The organism is Desulfobaculum xiamenense (genome assembly GCF_011927665.1).
In the GTDB taxonomy this organism is placed as follows: Bacteria; Desulfobacterota; Desulfovibrionia; order Desulfovibrionales; family Desulfovibrionaceae; genus Desulfobaculum; species Desulfobaculum xiamenense.
Genome location: NZ_JAATJA010000001.1, coordinates 918,496 through 942,477 on the forward strand (window position 1 = coordinate 918,496; position 23,982 = coordinate 942,477).

26 protein-coding genes are annotated in these 23,982 nt (G+C 62.0%); 3 read left to right on the top strand and 23 right to left on the bottom strand.

The genetic code is table 11. The features are described 5' to 3' along the window. Positions 1 to 245: 245 nt before the first annotated feature. From GGQ74_RS04150 to GGQ74_RS04185, 8 genes are all read right to left on the bottom strand, one after another. Positions 246 to 761 (bottom strand): single-stranded DNA-binding protein, encoded by a 516-nt coding sequence (locus GGQ74_RS04150; protein WP_167940262.1) that lies wholly within the window; start codon positions 759 to 761, stop codon positions 246 to 248. Between the two features lie 36 nt (positions 762 to 797). Further along, positions 798 to 1,154, bottom strand: a complete 357-nt coding sequence (locus GGQ74_RS04155) for a hypothetical protein (protein ID WP_167940263.1) — start codon at positions 1,152 to 1,154, stop codon at positions 798 to 800. Between the two features lie 9 nt (positions 1,155 to 1,163). Then, on the bottom strand, positions 1,164 to 1,811 hold the full coding sequence (locus GGQ74_RS04160; RefSeq protein WP_167940264.1) for a biotin attachment protein: 648 nt from the start codon (positions 1,809 to 1,811) through the stop codon (positions 1,164 to 1,166). Positions 1,812 to 1,877: 66 nt separating this feature from the next. Next, a complete protein-coding gene (locus GGQ74_RS04165) occupies positions 1,878 to 4,148 on the bottom strand; it encodes a carboxyl transferase domain-containing protein (RefSeq protein WP_167940265.1) in 2,271 nt (756 codons plus the stop codon). A 99-nt stretch (positions 4,149 to 4,247) separates the two neighbouring features. Beyond that, positions 4,248 to 5,666, bottom strand: coding sequence for an ATP-binding protein (locus GGQ74_RS04170; protein ID WP_342448576.1), 1,419 nt, complete (start codon positions 5,664 to 5,666; stop codon positions 4,248 to 4,250). A 4-nt stretch (positions 5,667 to 5,670) separates the two neighbouring features. Beyond that, the gene (locus GGQ74_RS04175) at positions 5,671 to 6,063 is read right to left on the bottom strand and encodes a PilZ domain-containing protein (RefSeq protein ID WP_167940266.1); all 393 of its coding nucleotides are present in this window, start codon (positions 6,061 to 6,063) and stop codon (positions 5,671 to 5,673) included. Beyond that, positions 6,064 to 6,798 carry an OmpA family protein gene (locus tag GGQ74_RS04180; protein ID WP_167940267.1) on the bottom strand — a complete coding sequence of 245 codons (735 nt, stop codon included), beginning with the start codon at positions 6,796 to 6,798 and terminating at the stop codon, positions 6,064 to 6,066. It abuts the gene before it with no gap. Then, complete coding sequence (locus GGQ74_RS04185) at positions 6,788 to 7,543, bottom strand: motility protein A (protein WP_167940268.1); 756 nt, start codon at positions 7,541 to 7,543, stop codon at positions 6,788 to 6,790. Before GGQ74_RS04185 ends, GGQ74_RS04180 begins: the two co-directional genes overlap by 11 nt. Before the next feature lie 132 nt (positions 7,544 to 7,675). Between GGQ74_RS04185 and GGQ74_RS04190 the strand changes: the two genes are divergently transcribed. Next, a complete protein-coding gene (locus GGQ74_RS04190; RefSeq protein WP_167940269.1) occupies positions 7,676 to 8,500 on the top strand; it encodes a purine-nucleoside phosphorylase in 825 nt (274 codons plus the stop codon). Positions 8,501 to 8,596: 96 nt separating this feature from the next. Here the strand turns inward: GGQ74_RS04190 and GGQ74_RS04195 are convergent, their stop codons facing one another. The 3 genes from GGQ74_RS04195 to GGQ74_RS04205 form a co-directional block, all read right to left on the bottom strand. Then, positions 8,597 to 8,923: a hypothetical protein gene (locus GGQ74_RS04195; RefSeq protein WP_167940270.1), complete on the bottom strand. Its 327-nt coding sequence runs from the start codon at positions 8,921 to 8,923 to the stop codon at positions 8,597 to 8,599. 74 nt (positions 8,924 to 8,997) lie between these two features. Continuing rightward, complete coding sequence (locus GGQ74_RS04200) at positions 8,998 to 9,765, bottom strand: MlaA family lipoprotein (RefSeq protein WP_167940271.1); 768 nt, start codon at positions 9,763 to 9,765, stop codon at positions 8,998 to 9,000. Beyond that, positions 9,762 to 11,054, bottom strand: a complete 1,293-nt coding sequence (locus tag GGQ74_RS04205; protein ID WP_167940272.1) for an alpha/beta fold hydrolase — start codon at positions 11,052 to 11,054, stop codon at positions 9,762 to 9,764. Before GGQ74_RS04205 ends, GGQ74_RS04200 begins: the two co-directional genes overlap by 4 nt. Before the next feature lie 304 nt (positions 11,055 to 11,358). On the opposite strand from GGQ74_RS04205, the gene GGQ74_RS04210 reads away from it, so the two are divergent. Continuing rightward, positions 11,359 to 11,679, top strand: a complete 321-nt coding sequence (locus tag GGQ74_RS04210) for a heavy metal-binding domain-containing protein (protein WP_167940273.1) — start codon at positions 11,359 to 11,361, stop codon at positions 11,677 to 11,679. Between the two features lie 115 nt (positions 11,680 to 11,794). Here GGQ74_RS04210 and GGQ74_RS04215 read toward each other — a convergent pair whose 3' ends face one another. From GGQ74_RS04215 to GGQ74_RS04225, 3 genes are all read right to left on the bottom strand, one after another. After that, positions 11,795 to 12,319, bottom strand: a complete 525-nt coding sequence (locus GGQ74_RS04215) for a hypothetical protein (RefSeq protein WP_167940274.1) — start codon at positions 12,317 to 12,319, stop codon at positions 11,795 to 11,797. A 228-nt stretch (positions 12,320 to 12,547) separates the two neighbouring features. Next, positions 12,548 to 13,984: a sensor histidine kinase gene (locus tag GGQ74_RS04220; RefSeq protein WP_167940275.1), complete on the bottom strand. Its 1,437-nt coding sequence runs from the start codon at positions 13,982 to 13,984 to the stop codon at positions 12,548 to 12,550. Positions 13,985 to 13,987: 3 nt separating this feature from the next. After that, a complete protein-coding gene (locus GGQ74_RS04225) occupies positions 13,988 to 14,968 on the bottom strand; it encodes an ABC transporter substrate-binding protein (protein ID WP_167940276.1) in 981 nt (326 codons plus the stop codon). Positions 14,969 to 15,506: 538 nt separating this feature from the next. Here GGQ74_RS04225 and GGQ74_RS04230 point away from each other — a divergent pair. Then, positions 15,507 to 16,160: a response regulator gene (locus GGQ74_RS04230; protein ID WP_167940277.1), complete on the top strand. Its 654-nt coding sequence runs from the start codon at positions 15,507 to 15,509 to the stop codon at positions 16,158 to 16,160. An 88-nt stretch (positions 16,161 to 16,248) separates the two neighbouring features. Here GGQ74_RS04230 and GGQ74_RS04235 read toward each other — a convergent pair whose 3' ends face one another. From GGQ74_RS04235 to GGQ74_RS04275, 9 genes are all read right to left on the bottom strand, one after another. After that, positions 16,249 to 17,247 (bottom strand): contractile injection system protein, VgrG/Pvc8 family, encoded by a 999-nt coding sequence (locus GGQ74_RS04235; protein ID WP_167940278.1) that lies wholly within the window; start codon positions 17,245 to 17,247, stop codon positions 16,249 to 16,251. Further along, positions 17,238 to 17,447: a tail protein X gene (locus tag GGQ74_RS04240; protein WP_167940279.1), complete on the bottom strand. Its 210-nt coding sequence runs from the start codon at positions 17,445 to 17,447 to the stop codon at positions 17,238 to 17,240. Before GGQ74_RS04240 ends, GGQ74_RS04235 begins: the two co-directional genes overlap by 10 nt. Next, positions 17,447 to 17,836, bottom strand: a complete 390-nt coding sequence (locus tag GGQ74_RS04245; protein ID WP_167940280.1) for a phage tail protein — start codon at positions 17,834 to 17,836, stop codon at positions 17,447 to 17,449. The genes GGQ74_RS04240 and GGQ74_RS04245 overlap by 1 nt, the downstream gene beginning before the upstream one ends. Before the next feature lie 2 nt (positions 17,837 to 17,838). Then, on the bottom strand, positions 17,839 to 19,908 hold the full coding sequence (locus tag GGQ74_RS04250; protein ID WP_167940281.1) for a hypothetical protein: 2,070 nt from the start codon (positions 19,906 to 19,908) through the stop codon (positions 17,839 to 17,841). A gap of 133 nt (positions 19,909 to 20,041) precedes the next feature. After that, positions 20,042 to 20,281: a phage tail assembly protein gene (locus GGQ74_RS04255; RefSeq protein ID WP_167940282.1), complete on the bottom strand. Its 240-nt coding sequence runs from the start codon at positions 20,279 to 20,281 to the stop codon at positions 20,042 to 20,044. Between the two features lie 9 nt (positions 20,282 to 20,290). Continuing rightward, positions 20,291 to 20,797: a phage major tail tube protein gene (locus tag GGQ74_RS04260; protein WP_245168117.1), complete on the bottom strand. Its 507-nt coding sequence runs from the start codon at positions 20,795 to 20,797 to the stop codon at positions 20,291 to 20,293. Then, the gene (locus GGQ74_RS04265; protein ID WP_167940283.1) at positions 20,797 to 22,005 is read right to left on the bottom strand and encodes a phage tail sheath C-terminal domain-containing protein; all 1,209 of its coding nucleotides are present in this window, start codon (positions 22,003 to 22,005) and stop codon (positions 20,797 to 20,799) included. Before GGQ74_RS04265 ends, GGQ74_RS04260 begins: the two co-directional genes overlap by 1 nt. A gap of 3 nt (positions 22,006 to 22,008) precedes the next feature. Next, positions 22,009 to 22,605, bottom strand: a complete 597-nt coding sequence (locus GGQ74_RS04270) for a phage tail assembly chaperone (RefSeq protein ID WP_167940284.1) — start codon at positions 22,603 to 22,605, stop codon at positions 22,009 to 22,011. 12 nt (positions 22,606 to 22,617) lie between these two features. After that, on the bottom strand, positions 22,618 to 23,979 hold the full coding sequence (locus tag GGQ74_RS04275; RefSeq protein WP_209280062.1) for a phage tail-collar fiber domain-containing protein: 1,362 nt from the start codon (positions 23,977 to 23,979) through the stop codon (positions 22,618 to 22,620). Positions 23,980 to 23,982 lie beyond the last annotated feature (3 nt).

Consider the following 23,982-nt stretch of genomic DNA (forward strand, 5'->3'; position numbering starts at 1 on the left):
CTCATTCTTGGCTGGAGAGCGTCCTCAAATAGCCGCAGCGCCTCCACCCCAACAAGCGACAACACGAGAGGACGTGCGCGACTCCAACCTTGGGATACCAGACTTGTTAACACGATCTCTGGCACACCTCCAGCACGACTTCTAACTTGGCTAGTGTATCCAGTCGAATAGGGACGTCTCCACACGAAAAAACCGCCCACAGGGTGTCCCTGCGGGCGGTTTCGATTGATTCATATCCGAACGGCTTAGAACGGCACGTCGTCCATGCCGGACGCCTCGGACGGGAACGCCGGGCCGAGATCTTCATCGGGGAAGGGCTGTTCGGCGCGCTGCTGCTGGTTGCCGCCGCCCCACGACTGCTGGCCGCCCTGACGGGGCTGCTGCTGGCCGCCGGACTGGCGGGGGCCTTCGTAGCTGCCCTGCTGGCCGCCCTTGGAATCAAGGAACTGCACGCGCTGCGCCTTGATCTCGGTGGTGTAGCGGTCAGAACCGTCCTGGCCCTGCCACTTGCGGGTCTGGAGGCTGCCCTCGACGTAGACGAGGCTGCCCTTGCGCAGGTAGTTGCCGCACGGCTCGGCCTGACGTCCGAAGACGGCCACGGAATGCCACTCGGCGCGGTCCACGCGCTCGCCCTGCTGGTTGGTGTAGGACTCGTCCGTTGCCAGACGAAGGTTCGCGATGGGCTGGCCGGACTGCGTGTAGCGCAGTTCGGGGTCGCGGCCCAGACGGCCGATGAGCATCACCTTGTTCAAAGAAGCCATGAGATTCTCCCGATTTTTCGATTCAAGCCCCGGCCATTACGGCTGCGGGGCGATGCGTTCGAGGGTGTCGAGGGCGTCTTCCAGCTCAACGCTCAACGCGTTGGCATCGCCCGGTTTCCAGTCGCCCAGCGCGGCTTCGAGACGTTCCTTCAGAGCGAGTGCCCTGTCGAGGTCTTCACGGAGCGCCGCCGTGAGCTTCTTGTCTTTAATGCCAAAACGCACCTGGTCGTCAAGGGCGAGAACGAGTTCCATGACCCCGCAAGGGCCGCCTCCGGGCGCGACGGGCGTCTTCGTCTCCGGCCATGCCAGCGAGAAAAGGCGCGGCCACGCACGTTTGACGTCATCGGGATACGGAGTCCCCGCCGAAACGCGAATCTGAAGAATCTTTCCCATGGCTACCTCCTAGCGCTCTTCCCACTCGCCCTGCACGCGGTTGACCACTTCCTGAATGACGGGAAGCAACTCCTCCGGGCAGACGCCGATGAGCGGCTCGCCCGCGGCGACGGACTCGTTGTGCTGGAAGTACACGGCGTAGATGAGTCCCTCGGGTCCGGCGTAGGCCAGCGGGGTCTCGCGCTTCATGCGGGAGACAATGAACAGATCCATGCCCTCGCGCACGCGCACGCACTTGCAGCCGGAGGCCTTGACCTTGGTGTCGATCTCCGGGGTGAAGTAGTACTTGGCCTGCTCGGGCGCGTGGAACAGGTGCAGGGTCTTCTTGAGGATGGCGGAAATGACCTCGTCCTTGGTCAGGTAGTGCCGCAGCGTGAACAGCGTGGTTCCCGCCTCGACGAAGCGACCGGAGTGTTCGAGGAAGACCTTTTCCACCTCGCCCTTGAGGGGCGCGAGAATGGCCTTGGCATTGTGCTCGCGGCCAAGCTTGGCCAGCAGCGTTCCGGGCTTCTCGTTCCACACGCCGGTGGTGCCGTGGACCTGGGCTCCCGGTTCGGAGACCACGAATTCCACGATGCCGGTGTGCGGAGCGCGAACCTCCACCACCTCGAAGGGGGAGGCCTTCATTTCCTCCAATAGGGCCTTGACGTCTATCACGAGAGTATCCTCTTGCGTTTCTGCAAGCCTGCGCGCCGGGACCGCGCACGGTCCCGGCGCACGAAGCTATCGGTAGTACAGATTCCTGCCGCCCATGGTCAGAAGGGCCTGATGCAGATTCTTGCGGATTTCCCGACGGTCCCAGATACCCTGAACGTGCCCGCGCGAGAGCGCCTGATGCACGTCGTGGTAGTTGGGCGGGATGTCCAGACCGGTGGTCTCCTTGATGACGCCGCGACCGGCAAAGCCGATGTTGGCCGAACGCACGGCGAACTGGTACGGCGAGCACCCGAGGAAGCTCGCCACCGGTCCGGCGTAGGAGTTCGTATCATAGAGCACGAGGTACAGACCGCCAGCCTCGATGTAGCGCCGAACGGCCATGGTGCAGCGCGGCATCTGGATGACGCCGTTGACGCCCTCCTGAATGCGGATGCCCGCGGTGCCATGGACATAGGCGATGAAGGGATAGTGCTTCTTGCGGGCACGCTCGGCCGCGCGGATGAACTTCTCGCCCTCCGCCGCGCCCACGGAACCGCCGCGGAAGTCAGCCATGAGCATGGCCACCACGCAGTTCACGCCGTGGATGCGCGCCTCAAATGTAGTGCAGGCGCACTTCTTGCCGGTCTTGGCCTTGGCCTGTTCGAGCTTGGCGTCAAGCCCGTCGAAGGACAGGGGGTTGCCGGACTCGATATTGCGGCTGAACTCGTAGATGGATTCCTGATCGAAAACGTTATGCAGGTACCACTGGTATTCCATGCGGAAATGGTGTCCGCAGGTGGAGCACACGCCAGCGAAGTCTCCGAAGAGATCCGGTGCCCAGAGGTCCACGCAGCCGTGGGTTGCCGCGTTGGGGCAGGTCACGGCGCGGTCCTCGCGGGCCTGCGGGCTGACGTAGTAGCTGCCGTTTCCGAGTTCGCAGGAGCCTTCGTCCCAGCAGGACAGCTCAGTCAGGCTCTTTTCGGTCTCGGTCACCACGGCTTCGGTGCTTCCGGCTCCGGCAAGCTTGCGCATCCATTCGAGCGGTGCGGAGAACTTGTCCTTCACCACCTGAATCTCGCCGCCGATCTCCTCCATGACACCGGATATCTTCTTCTGATGCTTGCGCATGAAGTCGTACTTGAAGAACGAATAGATATCCCACCACAACTCGCCGAGCACGTTGTTCGCGCGTTCGGAGAACGGAGTGACGTCCATGTAGGCCTTGAGGCTCATGCGGCGGAAGCGCTGATAGCGCCGCCAGACCAGCCGCTCCTTAGCGCGGGAGGACAGGCTCCAGCGGACGTAGATGTCCTCTGCGCTCTTGCCCTTCTTGCGCGCGCGGCGCGAGCTGAGGGTCATGGCGCGGAAGAAGCGCCAGCCCTTGACGTTGAGTACCACGCTGTCCGTGGCGCGGATGACTTCCTGTCGCAGCAGCTTGAAGAAGTCGTAATGGTTGGGACGCGCGCCGAGCGCCGGCTCGCCGAGAATCTGGTCCACGTAGCCCATGACCCGGTTGTCCTCGGCGGTCATCTTAAGCTTGCGTGCGCAACTTTCAATAAGCTCCGGCGTGGCGCGCTCGCCCGAGCGCAGGCGGCCTTCAATGGCGGCTGCACCCTCGGGGGAAATGACCGAGTAGTAACCGTGGGAGAACATCATCCTGTGGTCGGCAAGCGCGATGGCCTCGGCTCCGCCGGAACCGCCCTCGGAAATGCAGGTGATGACCGGAACGGTCAGCCCCGCCATTTCGTACAGATTACGGGCGATCTGCTGCGCGGCGCCGGGGTTGTCCTCGATGGGGAACGCGCCCGGAGTGAACACGTAGGTGTGGATCGGGATGTTCTCCGTCTCGGCGACCTTCATGTAGTGCAGGGCCTTGGCGTTGCCCCACGGCTTCACGGAACCGCCGTTGCGGAATTCCTGACCGTGGCCCTTTTCCTGACCGATGACCATGACGGGCTGGTTGTACACCTTGCCGCCAACGCGACGGGTGATGTAGGCCCGCGCAATGATCATGCTCGGATCGATGTTGTATTCGTCCTGTCCGCCAAGCTCGGTATAGTTGTCATAGACGTTCTCAAGAATGTCCTTGAGGCAGATGCGCTGGGGATGGCGGACGATGCGCACCTTGTCCATGGGGGTCAGATCACGTTCGAGCTTCCTTTCGAGAAACTCGAACAGGTCTTCGAGGGCCGAAAGCTGCTTGGACTTCTCGGACTGCGAAGCGGTCTGCTCGCGTTCGAGGAAATCATTCAGCTTGGACTGGAGAAGCTGGATATTCGCGTTCTCCTTCGCCCCGAAGATGTCCTGAATATACTGCAACCTGTCGCGCAGGCCCTGTATTCGCTTTTCAATGTCCATAACGTGTCTTTGGATTGGGTGTCGGGACAGCTCACTTCCCCGCAAGGGGACGCCGCACACGCGGCTGGAGCCAGCATCGTATCGGATGCTGTGCCGGCATCAGCTGAACTTGAGGAGGTTGGCCGTCTTCTCCCGCAGAAATTCCACGTTCGAGCGCAGGCCATTTCCTGCGGAATCCTGCCCCTCGAGCACCAGGTTGTCAAGGAACGCAAAGCCGCGGGCCTTGGCCTCGGCGAGGTCGCGTCCCCAGATGATCGCCAGTGCGAGGTTGGGGTCGAATTCCGTGGGAATCTGGTACGCCTCGGTGGTGGACACCTGCGTATGCACGGCCAGCCACGGCTCGTCCTTCCACGAGAAACGGTCGATGCGGCCGCACCACGGGGAGAACTTGTTGGCCGGGTCCTCCGCGATGAGACGATACTCGATGCCGACGCCGTCGAAGACGATGTCCTTCTGGCCGTAACCGAGCTTCTCGCCCAGCGCGCAGCGGATCTGCTCCGCGATGAGGTCGGTCCCATCCTGCCCATTCACGCGGGAAATGGCGGCGGAAACGCCGTTCTCCACCTGAATGCGGGTGTTGACCTCCATGAGGAACGGCTTGCCGTTGGGGGTCACGATCCACTCCCAGGTTCCCACGCTGTCATACCCCGCCTCGCGGGCCATGGACAGGGAGTGCCCGGTAATCTCGTCCAGCAGCTCCTGCGCCTCGAAACCATAGGACAGCTCGCCGGGCGCAAAACCCGGAGCAACTTCTATGCGTTTCTGCCGACCTGTGCTCTGAACGGAACAATTGCGTGTGCCAAAATGCAGCGGCTCGCTTCCATGACGGTCCGCAAGAACCTGCACTTCAAGGTGATTGAAGTCGAAGATGCGCTGTTCGACCAGCACGCCTTCGTCTCCGAACTGGCGTTTTGCATAGTTGCGTATGCGACGATAGATAGCGCGGAAGGTGTCCATGTCATGGATTTCCTCGATACCCATGCCGCCGCCGCCAGCCGACGCCTTGACCAGAACCACGGGGCGCTCCACGCCCTGCTCCGCCTGAAAGGCGAACAGGTTTTCCGCAATCTCCTCGGCTTCCATCTCGTCGTAGATGGGGCGGTCGGAACCGGGAACCGTAGGCACGCCAAGGCTTCGCGCGAGGCGCTTGGTGTTGATCTTGTCGCCGAGTTCGCGAATCACCCGCCACGATGGGCCGATCCACTCCAGCCTGGTGCGACGCTGGGTAACGCGCCGCGCGAAGCGGAAGTCCTCGGCGAAGAACCCGTAACCGGGATGCACGGCCGTGGCGTGGGATTCGTCGGCCACGGCGAGCAGTTCATTGGCATCGTGATAGGAGGAGATGCGATACAGCGCGCCCTCACCGCCAAGCTCGCGCGCCAGACGAACATGTCCGGACGCCTCGTCCGCGGCGGTGTATACACAAACGAAATCCAGGCCCAACTTCTGGCAGGCCCGGACAATCCGCATGGCGATCTCACCGCGATTCGCCACCAGGACCTTGTGTTTCTTCAGCACTGATTTACGTTCCTTGTTTGCTCGCCTTCTTCCGGAGCGCGATCATGCGCTTCTGGACTTCGAGAACCAGCTTGTCGAGGCGGGCCTCTTTGCGGTGGTCGTTGTTCTCGAAATTGAGACCAATGATGCCGTTATCCAGCACGCGCATCACTCGGGCCTTCAGCTCGGGAAGAAAGAGCTTCTTGTTGAGGAGCAGATCGAACTCCAGTTGCTCGCCTTCGGTGAACCCCTTTGTGGCGTCCTTGAAAGCCAGCCCCATAGCGCTCAGGTCCAGCACGGTGAAGCGTTTCTCGGTCGGCTTGAGGATGACCTCAAGACCCGGAATCTTCGTCCGGAACGCCCGGCGCTGACCGCCGTTACCTTCGTCACCCAGAGAAAACGAATAGTCGTCGATCATCTATCTGCTCACGATCTTTTCAAGAACCAGCTCAACCCGCCGATTCTTGGCCCTGTTCTCGGCGGTGTTGTTGGGATAGATCGGCTGAAGATCAGCCAATCCTGTCGCCGTCAACCGTCCCTGGGCGATTCCGAGTTGCATCAGATAGCGCAAAACGTACACCGCACGCAAGCTTGAAATCTCCCAGTTATCCTTGAACCTGCTATTGCGCGAGGGCGGCACGTCATCGGAATGACCCACGATATTTATCTGCTGGTCCACATTCTTAACCAGCACATCGCGAAGCGTCGCGACCAGCGCCCGGCCCTGCTCGGAAAGCTCCACCTGCCCGGATTCGAAGAGCACATCGCCCGGCAGGCGAAGCGTGATCTTGCCCTCCTCCAACACCGCGCCCACCACGCCCTCCACGCCCTTCTTCGTGATGAAGGTCCGCACGTCGGAGAACACCTTGCGCTGCGCCTCGATAAGCTGCTTCTGCATGCGCACGGTGTCCATGATCACGGCCTCCTCGCTCTTGACCGGCGCGGTCATGAGCTTGTCCTCCTTTTGGCCGAGCGCCTTGCGCACGGAAAGGAACGAGTCCGTAAACTTCTGCACGTTGAGCGTGGACATGGAGAACAGCAGAATGAAAAAGACGAGCAGCAGGAGCGAAAGGTCCGCGAATGTCGTTATCCACTCGTTGCTTTCGCCCTCGGATTCGCTTGATCCCAGAGAGTTGAGTTCTTCATCGGGCACTCTTGCGCTCCTTGGGTGGCTCGAAGGACGAGAGCTTCTCGTAGACCAGTCTGGGGTTGTTGTTCTCCAGAATGGACTTTGCGCCCTCGAAGATAATCTGCAGGTGCAGTTCCTCCTGCGAGGTCCGGGCCTTCATCTTGCCCGCGAAGGGCAGGAAGATGAGGTTCGCCATGATGGTTCCGTAGAAGGTGGTGAGAATGGCCACGGCCATGGCCGGACCGAGCGAGGCCGGGTCCTCCAGCTTGGAGAGCATCTGCACGAGGCCGATCAGCGTACCGATCATTCCGAAGGCTGGGCCGAACCCGGCCAGCTTGTGGAAAACCTCGATGGAAATGCTGTGCCGCCGCTTCATCGTGCCGATCTCGATCATCAGCGTGTCGCGGATGAGCTGCGGGTCGGCGTTGTCGGCGATGAGCTGACAGGCCTTCTTGAGGATGGGGTTCTCGGTCTGGATGTTCTCCAGCGCGATGAGTCCCTCGCGGCGGCTGATCTCCGCGATGCGGACCATGATGTTCACCACATCCTCGACCTTGCCCTTCTTTTTCATGAACAGGGACAGAGCGCCCATGTGCGCGTCGAGAACATCCTGCAACGGAAACGTGACGCAAATGGCCGCGAAGGTTCCGCCGACCACGATCATGAGCCCCGGCAGGTTGATGAACAGCGACATGTCGCCGCCGAGGAGGATAGCTCCGATGACCAGAGCGAAACCGATGATCGACCCGAGAAGTGTTGCTATATCCATGAGCTACGAAAACCGCCTGAGCTGAGCGGGCGTTGACACGAAGGGGCAAGCCGGACACAATATCCAAAGGCAATGGCCCCTGTACCTCTACCTACCTTCGTTCGAACCCTTCATAATAATTCGTCAATATTCATGCAAAATCCGCAAAAAGTCCAGCAGGCAGCAGCGTTTATACAGAAAAGCCTTACGGCCCCGCACGAGGCCGCCACAGGCATCATTCTCGGCACGGGTCTCGGCGAATGGGCAGGCGAACTGAAATGCTCGCAGGCCTTCGATTACGCCGACATTCCCGGCTTCCCCCGCTCCACCGTTCCCGGCCACGCCGGGCGGCTCATGGCCGCCGAAATCGGCGGGCACAAGGTCTGGCTGCAACAGGGGCGCTTCCACCTCTACGAGGGCAACTCCCCGGCGGACGTATGCATGGGCGTGCGCACCATGGCCGCGCTCGGCGTGTCGCGCATCATCGTGACCAACGCGGCGGGCGCGCTCAATCCGCAGTTCGACGCAGGCGGCCTGATGCTCATCACCGACCACATCAATTTCACCGGAGCCAATCCCCTCGTCGGCCCGAATCACGACGACTGGGGCGAACGCTTCCCGGACATGAGCCGCGCCTACTGCCCAAAGCTCGGCGCGCTGGCGCTCGACAAGGCCGCAGAGCTTGGTATCCGCCTCGAACGCGGCGTGTACCTCGGCCTTGTGGGGCCGAACCTCGAAACGCCCGCCGAAACCCGCGCCTTCCGCATCTGGGGTGCGGACGCGGTGGGCATGTCCACGGTGCTCGAAGTCATCGCCGCCCGCCACATGGGGCTCGACGTCCTCGGCATCTCGTGCCTGACCAACAAGAACCTGCCAGACTGCATGCAGGAAACGTCCCTCGACGACGTGCTGGCCATGGCCGGAGCCTCGGCCCAAAAGCTGTCCCGACTCCTCGATGCCGTCGTGACCGCATTGTAGGTCGGAATATTCCGCGCGAAAAGACGAAAAACAGGGGGAGCCTCCATGGAGACTCCCCCTGATTCTTTTCTGCGAAACACCCGCTAGCGTAGCGTCCTATTCGTGACGGTGCTCGGGGTAGACGGGGGTGGCATCGTCCATGTTTATGACACGGGTGCGGAAGCCGTCGTGCTCGATGGCGTAGCGGATGATGGTATTCTCGTCGTGGTCGAGGATGTCCAGCCCGCTCTCGGCCCCCTCGCGCATGCATTCCATGACGCGGATGACAAGCAGCTCCGCACCGGGATGATAGCCATCATGGGCGATGGTCACCGTGCCGTTCGCGTACTCGACCTCGTCGAAGGTCAGTTCCGGACGCAACTCCTCATACGCCTCGGGCGAAATGCCATTGAACGTTCCGAAAATCTTCACACCGGTTCTCATTCTGCAACTCCTTCGAATCCAAAGCCGCCACCCAGCATGCACAACCGACGCATGCGGACCAGTGGCGCGCAAAACTACTTGCTCACATCCCATTCGCGCTTCTTGCTGTAGAGGAAGCGCACCAGATCATACTCGAAAAGCGAGCCGTCCTCGTAATACCGGAAAAGAACCTGCTCGCGGAGCGTTATACACTTGAGGCTGGTATAACTCATCCGGAAGCCCCACGTGTATTCGGGATCGAGCATATCCATGACGGCATCCTCCTCGATCCACACCACGGTTCCGTCCACGGCAAGGCCTGCGGCGTCGCGAACGTTGGACGGACCAAGCACAGGCAGGACGAGATACGGCCCGCGAGGGACTCCCCATACGGCGAGCGTCTGCCCGAAATCCTCATGCTGATGGTACAGTCCGCCCGCGTCGGCTACGTCGAACAGACCGCCCACGCCAAGCACGGTGTTCGTCGCGAAGCGTCCGAACGTATTCGCGGCACCCGCGCCATCAAGCTGAAGCAGGCAATTCAAAAACGTCGGCAATTCTCCGAGGTTCGAAAAGAAATTCGAGACGCCTCGGCGCACGGGATGAGGCACGATGCGCTCGTACGTTTCGACCACGGGCATGAGCACGTAGTGGTCGAGCCGCGCGTTGAAATCGTAGATGCGTCGATTCATCCGCTCCCACGGATCATAGACGTAAAAGGGGCTGTCCGGTGAAATGTCCACCTTTTCAGGCGCGTGTTGCACCGGCGCACGGAAGTCGGTCACCGGGGTTGGGGCCTTCGCCGCGCAGCCGCTAAGCATAAGCACGAAAGCGGCAAGAAGAATGGCTGCTCGCATCCTCATCGGCGGACCTCCTTCCCGGCCATGATGGCCAGCATGTCCGCCACGTTCTCGCTATACATGATGTTTCCGCAATGTCCGCCACGGGGATAGATGATGGCGCGGGAACCGAAGGTCCGGCGCAGGAATTCGACATCGGTGCCGGACAGGATGGGATCGTCCGCATTGGTTGCCATGTAAATCTTGTCCGAATCTGCAAGGTAGTCCGCGATGCTCTCAAGACTGCTGCGCCGGATGATCTCCTCCGCCGTCAGCGACGGGTCGCGATGATGCAGGTACGGCGCGAGGAATTCATCAAAATAGTCGCGAAAATCCAGCTTCACCGCCGCAAGGAGATAACTGCGTAGCGGGTCGGACGGTTCGAGCTGCACGCCGCGCGGAACGATGTATCCGGTTCCGAGGCAGACATCGGTGGCGAAGATGATGTTCGCCGACGACATGCGAAACGACACGCCCACCAGCACCCGCAGATCCTTCTCCGGAACCGGGCGGTAGTTGTAGAGCCGGTACAGGAAGTCCCCGCCGAAATCGACCTTCTCGCGGCTGGAGTAATACTCGGAAACGACGCCGACGAGTCGGCTGACGGTCTCCTCGGTGCTCTCGCCGGACGCAGCCGCGTCATCGAGCAGCGCATCGAGGCGCAGGGCGGAATCATAAAGGCTGACGGGCGGATTGAGCATGAGCACGCGCCGGAATCCGAAGGCGCCCCTCTCCTCGTCCAGACGGGCCAAAAAAGCCGCCTGCGCACCGCCAAGACTGTATCCCGACAGATAGTAGCCCTCCACACGATCGCCAAGATCAAGGTCCTCATCGATGAGCCGAAGGACTCTGTACAGATCCTCCGTATCGTCCACGATGTAACCCGGTGCGCGAGACGTCGAGGCGCTGACGATGAAGTTGGGATGCGTTGGGGATGATACGCACACGGCGTGATAGCCCGCAGCGTAGAAGACCTGCTGAAGGTAGGCGAGCTTCTGGGAATTGTAGCCCGCACCCGTTCCGGCGATAAGGAATATGAGTGGTGCGCGCCCGGACTGGAGCGCTGCGGAATAGCGCAGCGAGCGGCTATGCCAGAACAGGTCCGGCACCTCGCGCGTATCGACACGCAGGAAGTGACGCAGAGGCATCACGCGCGCCGCCGGCACGTGCATGAGTTCCCCGGGAGTGCCCACCACGGTGGACACATAGGGGTCATCGAAGGGATAGCCGTAGCCATCGTCCGCAGCGCTGGCCATTGCCTGCGGAAACAACGCAAGGCAGACGTACAGTGTCAAAAGGAGTAAACGCTTCATTCGGTCATCCGATCCCGGTTGCAGAATAGTGTGTCGCCCATCACGATTCGAAACGCTCTTCGCGCATGATCATGACGTTCACTCTGATACGGATTTCACCGCCCACTGTCGAGAGGGGAAGCGAACCGTCATTTTTCCGTCAGCACTCGGCGGCATATCCATGTCGCATCGCGGACCGATTCGGCTGCAAGCCAACATCCACGCCATTCGCACGGACTTGGCAAACTCTTTGCTTAAGGAAAGGCGAACCTGATCACACAACGTTTTCACATGGATGGCGCAGCACCAGCCAAGGAGGACTTTCATGATTTCCCTGCTCAAGAAACCCCACGCCGAGAATCCCAAGCCGGACAATATTTCCATCGCCAAGGACCTCTTCATCTCCGGCAAGTTCCCGGTCGTCACCACGAAGGACATTCCGGCCAAGACGGTCAAGCGCGTCATCGGGCTGGCCGCATATCGCGGATACGACATGGAGCAGGCCTTCTACGGCATGATCACCCGGGCAATCTCCAACGGAGCAAACGCCATCGTGGGCTACAGGGAAAACGTGGCCTTCCATCCCGATGGCAGCAAGTACATCTCCTGCTACGGCACAGCCGTTCGGCAGATAGACGAAAAGTAGAAGCCTTCCGACCTGCGCCGGAACATCGCATCACACGGGGAGCGCGGCCCAGCCGCCTCCCCGTTCGCGACGTGCCCCGGCCCGCCCATTCCGCCATGGCCGCCCTTCCGCGGCGTCACTTCATGGCCAGCGCAAGGATGTCCCGATACACCTTGTACCCGGCATAGGGCATGATGTCGTGCCCACGCACGTCCACACCCTCCAGCACTATCGCCTCCAGCGCTCTTCCGTCCACGTCCACCTGCGTCAGCCGGAGCCGAAACACGATCTCGGAAACGACTTCCTCCGCCAGCAGCAAATTCCGGGCATCATAGCGGAAGCGCCCGCCTCCCTGATAATTGATCTGCGCCGCGTCGCTCCGGCTTCGGATGAAGGTCTCGAAATCGGCGAAGGTCAGATGCCTGGCGCGTTTCAGAAGCGCGTCCTCCTGCTGCCCTTCCTTGACAAGCTTGAGTACGGCCAACCGCATGTCGCGGGCATCCCTGAGCAGAAAGAGCTTCCCGCGCAACGCAGTGAGCGGATCGGCCGACGCGGCGGGCGTCGCCTTGCCGGGCGTGGTGCGTGCCGCATTGCAGCCCATAACCACGCACAGGGCAGTCACACAGACGACGAACGCCGCAATCCTCGCAATGGCAGTCATGCAGATTCCTCCGGATTGGTTCTCCTGTCATTCTCTGCATATACCGTCACAGACTTTTTTGCAAAGGGCATAGCGACGCGGCGCGTCACTCTTCCCCAAAGCACGCCCGCGATACGTTCCTTCCACGTGGCCCAAGAAAAACAAACGGCGGACAAACCGGATGGTTCGCCCGCCGCAAAATTCCCTTCACGCTCGGATGACACAGGGCATTTCGCCACCGTTGAGGGCTCAACCGTCGGCATCGACGAACTGGAGAGGGAATCGCGCAGTCAACCGCACGCCCTGTGCCGACGACACCTCGAAACTGCCGCCAAAGGCATGTGCGCGCTCGCGCATGTTTGCCAAGCCGTATCCCGCTCTGGCCCCCTGCTCCACGTCGAATCCGCACCCATCATCAAAAACGATGAGCGTCAATTCGTCCTCGTCGATCTCCAGCACCACGTCCGCATGGCGTGCGCCGCTGTGTCTGACGATATTGTTGAGCGCCTCCTGCACGATACGATACAGCGTGCCCTTGAGATCCTCAGGGATGCGCGCCTCGTCGCCCGGCATATCCAAGGAGATGTCCAGGCCATGCGCCTTGCGTATCTGCCGGCACTTCCAGCGCAGTGTGGACAACAGGCCAATCTCGTCGAGCATGGCCGGACGCAAATCCATGACCAAACGACGGATTTCCTCAAGCACCTTAAGGAGATAGTCGTTGACGGCCGTGATCGAGCGCCCCACCTCGATCTCAGAGGGCGACAGCGCATGGACGAGGTTGCCCAGATGCAAACGGATGGCGGTGAGGTCCTGACAGATGCCGTCGTGCAGTTCCCGGCCGATGCGTATCCGCTCGCGCTCGCCCGCCGCGAAAACGGCACGCTGGGCATCGCGCAGCGAGGCCTCGGCCTTCTTGCGCACCTGCACCTCGCGCTGCAATTCGTCACGGGAAACCGTCACATCACGCAGGCTGCGCGACATTTCGTTGAAGGCTCGGGCCAACGCACCCACTTCATCCGCCGAAGCAGGAACGGGCACCTCGCAGCCGAGTTCGCCATCACGTAGCCGGACGACGCCTCGGTGTACAACCTCAAGCGGGGCAAGAATCCCTCGACTCAGAAAACGCAGCCAAATGCAAAACATGACCACGGCCACCACGACGATGCCCAAGAGCACGAGGTTGCGCGTGCGCTGCACATCGCCGATCTCGCGCACGGCCTCCGAGGACACCTTCTTGGCGTTGGCCTCCACGGAAACGAGCACCACGGTGAAATGGGCGAGCAGATTGGCCCGCGCCGCGACAAGCTCCCGGCTTTCGCTCTGCTGAACCTGCTTCGAAACGCTCACGAACTCGTCAAAAAGACCCTCGGCCTTGATGAACTCACGCATGAATCTGTCAAGGCCGGGGGTTTTCGGGTAGACGCTCACAAACGTCGCGATCTCGCGGTTGAGGCTTTCCCAGCGCCTGGTCCACTGGGTTTCAAGGCGCGAAGCATTCGATCCGTCAAACTCGTTGGCGAGCAGGTTGAGCTCCGTCACGCCGCTGAGTATCGCGTAGGCCCCCTGACTCCTGCAAAGCGCAAGACCGATACCACGTTCGGCCCAGTACAGACATGCCGAGGCCAACGCGATGAGCAGCGCCGTTCCCAGCGCCAGAAGCCGCAGTTTGGATCGAATGCTCATTCTCTAGCGAATAATGGTCACGCTTTCGGGAAAGACCTTCTCCAGCGGGTGGTAGTCGACGATGTCCAGCATGTTCCGGGGCGTCTTGCGCTCCACAAGCTCGCTCTCGATGGCCCACATCTCGACATTTTCGAGATTGAGCAGAACGCTCTGCTCAAGGGAGAGGTTGAAATCGGCCTCGTTGCGCAGGAAAGCGAGCGTCGACTCGTAGGACAGATGACGCATGTCGGCAATGATCCGGCTCGCCTCCTCCTGATGGTCCGCAATCCACAACTCCGCCTTGCGGATGCCTCGGAACAGCCCCTCAATGACCTTCGGCTCGTTGGCGATCATGTCCCGCCGGGCCATCAGGGGAACGAGCTTGCGATCAAGCTTGGGGTTGCCGAAAATGATGGCGTCGTCCCCGAGTGCGCTCTTTGCCTGATCGAACGGCGTGCCGTGCTGGCACATGGCATCGATCTCGCCTGCGACGAGGGCTTCGGGCAACTGCTTCTTCTTGAGGTAGACGACCTTCACGTCCCGAGGCGACACGCCGTTATGAATCAGGAACTTATGAAGGTAATAGTGCGCCGTCGTTCCGCGAACGGTGCCAATGCGCTTGCCCCGCAGGTCGGCAGGCTGGGCGATGCCAGCGCTCTTGCGGCACAGGACCTTGGTCTGGCTGTCCGACGTGGAAAGCGTGGCGATGAAGGCAAATCGGGACGGATCGAAATCCGTCAGCACGACGCCCACCCGGTTGGTGGACACGAAATCGGCCTCCCCGGCAAGAAAGCCCTCCAGCGCGGCCGAACCGTTGCGATAGATACGAAGCTCCGCGTCAATATCGTTTTCTGCGAGGTATCCCTTGGCGATGGCGACGCAGACGGCTCCGTCCATGGCGCCGGATCCGCCGGAGATGACGACCTTGCGCGGCTGCGCATCGGCCGAACCGGCAAGTAGCCCGACAATCATGATTGCGAGACAAAGAATTCCTGTACGATGCATACGTCCCTCCGTAAGGACAGTTTATTTTATGAGGGTCGATACACCAAACATAACGGCCTTTCAATCCGCATGAATCATTGCATTTCTCTCATTGGCACACTTCGGTGCCAACCATGCGTCCCACGTTTTATGCGGGTTCCCACCACTTTCCGGGGCAAACCCTACCTTTAATTTCTCAAAACCCTACCATGAAAAGGAGGGGCACCTGCATTTACACGAGGCCATTCGGCTCGTATTCACTGTACATAGATTGTAAACAACTTTACATATTCTTTGGGGGGGACTATGTCGTTCGGAGATATCATCGTTGCGTGGTTTCGTGAACAGGAAAGGCTTGGAAAAATTCCAGCAACGCTGGCACAACGCTGCGAGCTCTGTCAGGATCTGTGCAGTTCCACAGACTCCCTCTGCGACGCCATACACTCGGCAAAGGACGTGACGCCGCTTCGCCTTCTGGCAGCGCATTTCGGATACGCCCTGCAACCGTTCGAGGACAAGGTCGTCGCACATCCATCCGGCCATGATTCCGGAGATACAAGTGAAGGAATGCACCAGAATATTCATTGCTGAAGACCATACGCTTCTTCGCGACGGACTCAAGGTCCTCATCAGCGCGAATCCGGACTGGATCGTCGTTGGTGAAGCCTCCGACGGAATCGAGACGCTGGAGCAAATCCGCACCTTGGATGTGGATTTGCTCCTCATCGATCTGACCATGCCGCGCATGAGCGGCGTACGGGTCATCGAAGAGTTGCGCAAGACTCTTCCGAAGCTGCGCATTCTCGTCCTCACCGCGCACAGCGACGAGGAATTCGTCTACTCCGCGCTACGTGCCGGGGCAGATGGCTATGTGGTCAAGGACTCCACCAACGAGGATCTTGCCACCGCCATCAACAGCGTCATGAACGGCAAGAGCTACCTCAGCCCCACGGTGTCGATGGACGTCATTCACGGCTATCTGGACGGTCGCAACACCGCCGCCCCCACGAACAAGCTGGACAGCCTCACCCATCGCGAGCGCGACGTGCTGCAACTTGTCGTGGATGGTCACAGTAACGCGGAGATTTCCAACCTGCTGTTCATCAGCATCAAGACCGTGGAAAAGCACAAGACCAACATCATGCGCAAACTCGATGCCGCCAATCAGCACGACCTGCGCAGGCTCGCCCGCGAAACGCCCTTCGTCTTCTAAGACGGCAGCATCTTGAAAAAATAAAGACCGCCGACATGCGCTACGCACATCGGCGGTCTTTTTCCGTCCTCGTTCCAATGCCTGAACATCACACGCACTCGGCATCCAGCGAGGTCACGTACCCCCCGCTGCCCAGCCGATGCTCGGCCCGAGCGATGCTCCACGTCCCGTTCACGCCATCGCGGAATCCGCTCAATTCCACGCGGCATTCGGCACGCAAGGCAGGGTCGCCCGGAAGCGTCAGGGAAAGCGTCCGCTTACCGCTGGAAAACGAGTCGAGCTTCGCACGCGCAGCCTGCTGCGCGGCCTCCCGCGAAGGGTGGGAATGTCTGATGCGAAAGACAGGCTCCCCCTCCCCCACGCATTCCTCCACATCCTGCGCGGTGGCGACGTCCCGCCATGTCGCCACCACACTGCGATAATTCTCGCGCCCGGAAATGCTGACGGACCAATTCGTCACATCCCGCGGCGTCAGCGGCAGTGTCGGCAGTTCCTGCCCGCTGGCCGATAGTCCCTCTCCCTTCCGGACGAAGACGAGCGCCCCACCGTTGGCCTTGGCCACTGCGCCAAGCCCGGCAGCCACGCGCGTCAGCAGATTCATGCTACTTTCGTTGATCTGATCGAGATGCGAGAGCATGACACGGTCAAGCGCGTCGGCAATGGCCGCAACGAGTCCATGTTCGGCGGCGATGCACCTGACTAGTTCGCCTACGGATTGCGGCAGCCACGAACGCGTCCGCTGGGTCTGCAACTCGCTGAAGTTCTCGCTCTTCTCGAATGGTGCGCCGTTCGCCTTGATGCTCATGGAATCCGGCGGCCCACCGATGGTGATGCCATCCACCACGTACAGCCCCATGAATTGCACCCGCGTCCCGTAGCCCAGCCACACCCGCAATTCTGCCCCGGTGGGCGGAAGCAGAATGTGCGGCGCGACGTCGGCAAGCGTAAGGCTCAACGCGTCGGACTGCATCCCCGCCTCATCCATGACGGACAGGGACACCAGCCGCTCGCGCAGCACTCTGGTTATATCCTTGCCGTCCGCTTCGATGCGAAATGTCGGCGCGTGCCGATCAGGATCTAATCCCACAGGGTCACCCCCTCCTCGATCGCGTGCGGCTCGGAAATCTCCGGCAATACGATGACCAGCCCCGCCGACAGCACCGGTCCGAAGGCCGCAAGGCCGGGGTTGGCGTCGAGCACGGTCTCCACCACGTCCGCCGTGCGCCCGTAGTGCCGCTGACAGATGAGGTCCAGCATGTCGCCATCCTTGGTGCGGTAGCGAATCATCACACCCTCCCGAAATAGCGCAGGTTCAGGGTGAACTCCACGGTCCGCGGCACGCCGTCGTTAAACAGCACGCCATGCGTCTCGGCCACGCTCAAAATGACCCAACGCCCCAGCACATTCCCGCGCCCGTCCACAAGGAGCAGCGGTGTGCCGCGCCCGGCCTCACGCCGCATGTCCGCCACCTGCCCCAGCCCACCACGGAAATGCGGATGAATCACGCCGGAAAGGGAGACCGTCTCGTCGCCCGGACCAAGATACTGCAAGGCGGCCTCGCGCCCGTGGCGCTCCTGCGCCGCCCAGCGATAGGCGGCCGAACGCTCGAAGCGCCCATACGCCGCAGTATCCACGGAAAACGAATACCGCCCGAGTTTCATCATTATCTTCGTCATGGCTACCTATCGTGCAGGAACCTGCGTTCGCCGTCTCGCCGCAGGGCCTGAAGTTTGCGGATGACGACATCCGCGATCTCATCCGGAGACATCCCCGGTGCGGCGGCAATCGTGATACCGCCCACGTTCATGGTCATCGCGGCGGCTCCGCCACAGGGCACGGCCCCAGCGCTCCCCTCCATGGCACTCGCATTCCCAGGAAGAGGCTGGGCATTCGCCGTCGCAGGCGCGGTATGCGACACGACCGACGCAGCGGGAGCCACCGCCGGAACCGCTGCCGAGGTTTCCCCCGACGCGGCAGGCGTGGCGACAGGAGCCGCCTTGGCCACGACGGAAGCCGAAGTCGCTTCCGACGCGCCGGCAAGCGCACCCTTTTCCTCGCCTGCGGCTGCCTGCCCGTCTTTGTTGGGAGCAAACATGCCCCCCAGGAATTCACCAAGGGACTCGCCACCCATGCCGCCCAGGATTCCGCCCACTATCCCGCCAAGCGCGGTACCGATCACGGGAACGACCGATCCTATGGCCGCACCAGCCATGGCTCCGGCCGCCGAACCGCCAATGCTTCCGAGGCTTCCCCCAACCTTGGCGGTGTCGCCAGAGCGTACGGCATCGACCATGTCCAAGGCCGAAAGTGCCATCCCCACAGGGCGAAACACCTTGCCTACGGCCCGGCCAGCAGTTTTCAGCCCGCCCTTGCCGAATACCGAACCAAACGCACGCCCCTTGTCCATAGCCTTGCCAATGATGGATTTCGCCACAACGGCGGGCTTCGTAACCACGGTCCGGAAATTTTCGACAAGTCCCCCGGCTAACGCACGCTTGGGCCTCCGCACCCTTCTAGGTACACGCGCCCTCTTTTTTTTGCGCCGACCTTTTTTCCCATCCGATTCGCCGCCCCCGGACTCGCCCCCGCTCATGGCACCGCCTCCAAGATTGACGACTCGTACGGGAATGGCGAATCCGCCGCCCCCCTTGCCGACAATTGAAGCCGCAAGCCGCTTCAGCTTGCCCAAGGCAAGTACCGCGGAGAAAACCACAGCGACCACACCGGCAATGGCGACGGCAATGCCAGCCCAATCCCCCATGGCCGCCGATTGGGCAACGCTTGCGAACCCGTCACGCAGTTGACCAAGCCCAGCGGCAAGGCAATCCGTTCCCATGTCCATGAGCGGAGCCACAGCTCCGCCCACAAGTCCCGAAAATTCGCTCACCGCACCGCCGATGACGGTGTTCAACCGGTTGTATGCCCCGGCGTAGGCTTCCGCACCGGAGCGGCCCTCATCACTCAAAATGTTCAACTGGCGCTGACGCCCCAGCAGTTCGTCAACGCCCTCCCGCCGCTTGCGAAGCTGCGCCACGAAGGCCGCGCCATCCGCACCCAAAAGTTCATTGGCGGCAGCCGTCGCGCCAGCGGCATCCGGCATGTCCTTCAGTGCGGTGGCCACCGCCTGAAACTGTTCCTCGGGAGAAAGCTCCCGAAGTTTTTCTGCGGAGAGGCCGAGGGCCCGCAGGCTTTCACCTGCGGGCGACTCGCCTCCCGATTCCATTGCCGACTTCAGGCCATTGCCAAGCGCACCGATAAGCTTGCCCGCGGACGAAGCCTGCATGCCCATGTCGCCAAGAACGCCTTCCCATGCCGCCAGCCCGTCGGCGGACACGCCAAGCGCCCCCGCAAGGACGTTCTGGCGCACCGTGAGCTGATTCCATTCAGTCACGGCGGCACAGACCCGTGCAACAACATCGGCATACAGTTCCGCAGCGGCCAGCGCTCCATCGACCCGTTCGCCCTTTTCGGCGCTCTGCCCTCCCAAAGGTGCTCCGCCGTTGTCGGGCTTGCGCTCCCCTGCGGAGCCGGACGCCGGAGCGCCACCTCCGTGGAGCTTCGAAACCGGGGCGGGCTCGTTCGTTCCAGCTTCACCAGCCGCCCCCAACAGGCCATCCAAACGGGTGACGATGTCGGGCATGACGACGCGGATGTCCTTGAGACACGCCACGCCCATCTTCACCACTGGCACCATCTGCCCCTGCGCGACAACCCCATCCTGATCGGCGGAAACACCTTGATTGGACACTACATGCTCCGTTTATTTGACAGATGCGAAAGCCACATCACGAATTCATCGACCGCCAGCCCCAGAATCTCGGCGCGGCTCCAGCCCGTATGCGATGCGAGGGCCAGAACGCCGCGCCGGGCGTCGTCGGCGTCTAGGACAAAAAACCCGTGTAGCGTTCCTGCACCTTGCGATAGTCCTTCATGTCCAGCCCTTCGAGGACGGCGGGCGGAACCTCGCACAGCGTGGCGAAGAGGATCAGTTCCTTCTCCAGATCGGTGCCGCCGCGCTTGTCGCCGAGGACCATGTCGCCCACGCGGGGGCGGCGCATGTGCAGCTCGGCGTAGGTCTGGCCCTTGTGCTCAACGGGATAGTCCAGGGTGATCGTTTCCATGTCCGTCTCCTACATCCCGCAGGCCTTGCGGATTTCGGCGAGCTGATCGACGCCGCCGATGATGCGCTTCATGTTCGGCACGTCGATCTCGTGCAGCACCTTTCCACCCTGCTCGCGCTTGTAGTAGGTCAGCGCCACGGTCACGGACAGCGTGGACTTCTCGCCCGGCTTCCACGCGCCGGACTCGATCTTCACAACGCAGCCGCGCATCTGGATGGTGACGGGCGTCACCGTGCCGTCGAGGCTTTCCAGCGCGCCGCGCGCGGTGATCTGCACGCCGCTGTTCTGCGTCACGCCGAAGCTCATCAGCACGTCCGCGCACTGGCGGGTGAGGGTGAAGGTGCCCTCCAGCTTCTCCATGCCCATGTCCAGCGCAACGGGGGCGTCCATGCCGCCCGCGCGGAAGTCGTCGGTGACGAGGGACAGGCTCGGGGGCTGGACTTCCTCGCAGTCGCCCACATAGCCGCGACCATCCACGAACAGTGCGAAATTCTTCAGAATATCCTTGGCAGGCATCAGTTGAAGACCTCCTCGATGTAGTCGTTGACCAGATGCGAACGGAACGTCACGTGCTCGGCCGGGTACGGCGGGGTGAAGTCGAAGTCGAAGTAGACCTTGCCCTGCTGCACCTGATCCGGGGTGTTGAGTTCAGGGTCGGCCCAGCACTCGCCGCCGAGGATGGCACCCACCGCCGTGAGGTGGCGCAGGTAGGCGTTCACGCCTTCCACCACGTCCTCCACGTAGGTCTTGGTGATGTTGCGATCCACGGCCCACAGGTGCGCGGCGAGGATGGACTCGTTGATCATGTCCGCCGTACGGCGCACGGACAGGAAGCACCACTTGGGATCGATGCTGCCGGTGCGGTTGCCCCACAGGCGATAGCCGCCCTCGTTGATGATGGTGGCCACGTTCTTCTCGTTCAACGCGTTGGCGCGGCAGTTCGTATCGCCGAGGGTGAAGTCCACCGGGCGCGCGGTGCCGGACACGCCAAGCACCTCGCGATTGGAGGGCGACCACCAGAAGCCACGGTCGTTGTCCGTGCGGGCGATCATGCCTGCCACGCGGGCCGAGGCGGGCTCGTCGTGGTACGCGCCGTCGCGGAACACCTTCACCCACGGGTCCACCATAAACACGCGGGCCGTGCCGCTGTCGCCAATGGCGGCGATGGCGTCGGCGTCGTTGGTATTCGGGCCGTCGGCGATGACCACCGCGCGCAGCCGTTCGGCAATGCCTTCCAGCTCCGCCACCACGGGATTCTTGAGGTGCTTGCCGGGGTTCGCCGGGTCCTCGGCGCGCTGGTGCGTGAAGCCCGGGGCGACGAGGATGCGCGGGGTGAAGCCGAGAACGGACTGGCTGGCCAGAAGTGCCTGCACGCCGGTGTACTGGCCGGTGGTCGCGTCCACGCCGCCGACAATCGCCGTCATGGTGGCGGCCTCATCGGCCCCCTCGTCCACACGAATCACGACGACCATGGCCCCGCACTGGTCCAGAATGCCGTCCAGCGCGACGGGCAGCGTGCCCTTGCCCGCGCCGGTGGTGTCGAGCTTTGCGGCCTCGCGCCGGTTACCCGCTACAAGCACCGGGACGTTCAGGGGAAAGACGCTAGCATCGGCGTCCGGAGCCGTGCCCACAATGCCGATGACGGAACTCTTCACCGTGCGAATGGGACGCGGACCGGCATCGATCTCGATGACTTCCACGCCATGCAGAAACTGTTCAGACATTGATCAAACCTCGTGTGTTGCGGTTTCGGTTGCAGGTTCAACAGGCCATTCGACACTTTCGGGAAATTTGGACTGCTCGGGGATAGTCTCCAACGCGGAGGCATAGACGTCCCACGCGGTAAGCTGGGCGTCGATGTCCGTGGTGTCGCCTCCGCTGGCGACAACGGCTCGACGATGCCGCAGGAGCTGCATGGCCGCAGGGTCGTAGACCTCGCGCATGCGGCGGTCGCGCTCGGCGCGGATGGTGGCGGCGAGCTGCGCGCCGCGCGCCTCGGCGTCCTCCACCCACTGCATGCCGTCCCATGCGTGATACTCGCTGGGCGGCGGGGCTATGGTCGCGCCCTCGGGGATGGTATCGCCGATGTCGGTGATCTCGTGGCGCTCGCGGGGGCTGGTCCAGTACGCGGCACCGCGCAGGTCCGGGACCACGGTCCACGCCTCGCCGCTCCAGCGGGCGATCTCGTCCTCGGCACACACGGGCGGTGCGGCCTCGGTCGCATGCGCGGGGATGAGATACACGCCGGGTTCCAGCGGGCTCTCGTCCGCCTCGCCCTGCCCCAGATACACGCCGCTGACCGGATGATAGTGATGGATGATCATGCGTGATGACTCCTAGTATTTAATGCAGTACATGAGCGCGACGTTGCGGGGGCGGGTTTCTGGACCGCCGGTCATTGATGTCGTGCCACCAAATGCCCCCGGCAAATGACCGCCATCTCTTGCGCACGAAGTACTATCTCCACTAAAAGCTATACGCTGTTGGTGGTCATGCGCTTTGATTTCATCCCCCTGCGCACTCCCCAGCGCACGCCCGGCATCCACACCGCGCCCGTCGTCCCAACCGCGCACGAATTCGCCGCGCAGGTCCGGCAGGTTGAACGTGGTGGAGCCGTCGCCTGCGCCGAAGCGCGTGCCAATGGCCGCAAACAGGTTCGCATATGTCGTACGCCCGACCGCCGCGCCGTTGCACTTGAGGTGATGCTTGGGCGCAGTAGCCGTCGCCACGGCGATGATCGCCCCCACCGGAACCTCGCTGGCTTTCCACGCAAAATCGCTTGCATCGTGCCCATCGAGCGTATCTGCATCCAAGCCGCTCCCCGACCCGTCATTGCCGTGATGCCAAACCTTGTGCCCGTTCAGGGTGATATCCAGCGGGAGCGTCTGCCCCTGCGTATCTCTTGCAGTTAGATCAAGCTTTCCATACTTTGGGCTGTAGTACCCCCGAACATCCCCCTCTCCATGCGAGGAACTGTAACTATTCCATGTGACATAGCCGCCACTCACCGTCAGCCCATGTCGAGCCCTTAACGTGTCGGCATCCACACCCCCGTCAAAACTTCCCCCGGCCTTCGGCACCGCACCCACCTGCGCGGCGGTCACGGAGTGAGGGTTCGACTTGCTCCCCGTGTGGGCGGCAAGGTCCGTCTGCTCGGCCTTCTTGGCCAGCGTCTGCCTAATGTCCGGATGCGCCTGCGAATCGCGATTGTGCGCAGTCACGGCCGTGGTCGCCATACGCTCGGCGTACTCACGGCTGGCCAGCACCACCGTGGGGTCCACCTTGAGCGTCACGGACGCAGCGCTACCCACCTCCATGACAAGGCGCACGCGCAGCTCCGCCGCGCTGCCCTCATCGAGCTTCGGCTTGTAGGACGCGGGCAGGTTGCCCACGGCGAACAGGTTGCCGTCGCTGTCGATGACGCCCGCCTCGCGAATGGTCCAGCCGCCCACCTCAGACGGAATAACCAGTTCGCCCACGATGTAGTTGGGATTGTCCGGGTCAGTCTCAAGTGTGTTGAGCTGCGCCCGGTACACCTCACGCACGAGGGCCGTGCGCACCGCATCCGGCGTCACGCTCTCGCCGCCGCCGTCGCCCACGGCCATGTGCGTGAGCGTGATGCTCTGGCCGAGCGCAACGGCATTCGCCAGCTTGGCCCGACCAATATCAGTGAGTATGACAAAGAATTCCTTGGCCATTGC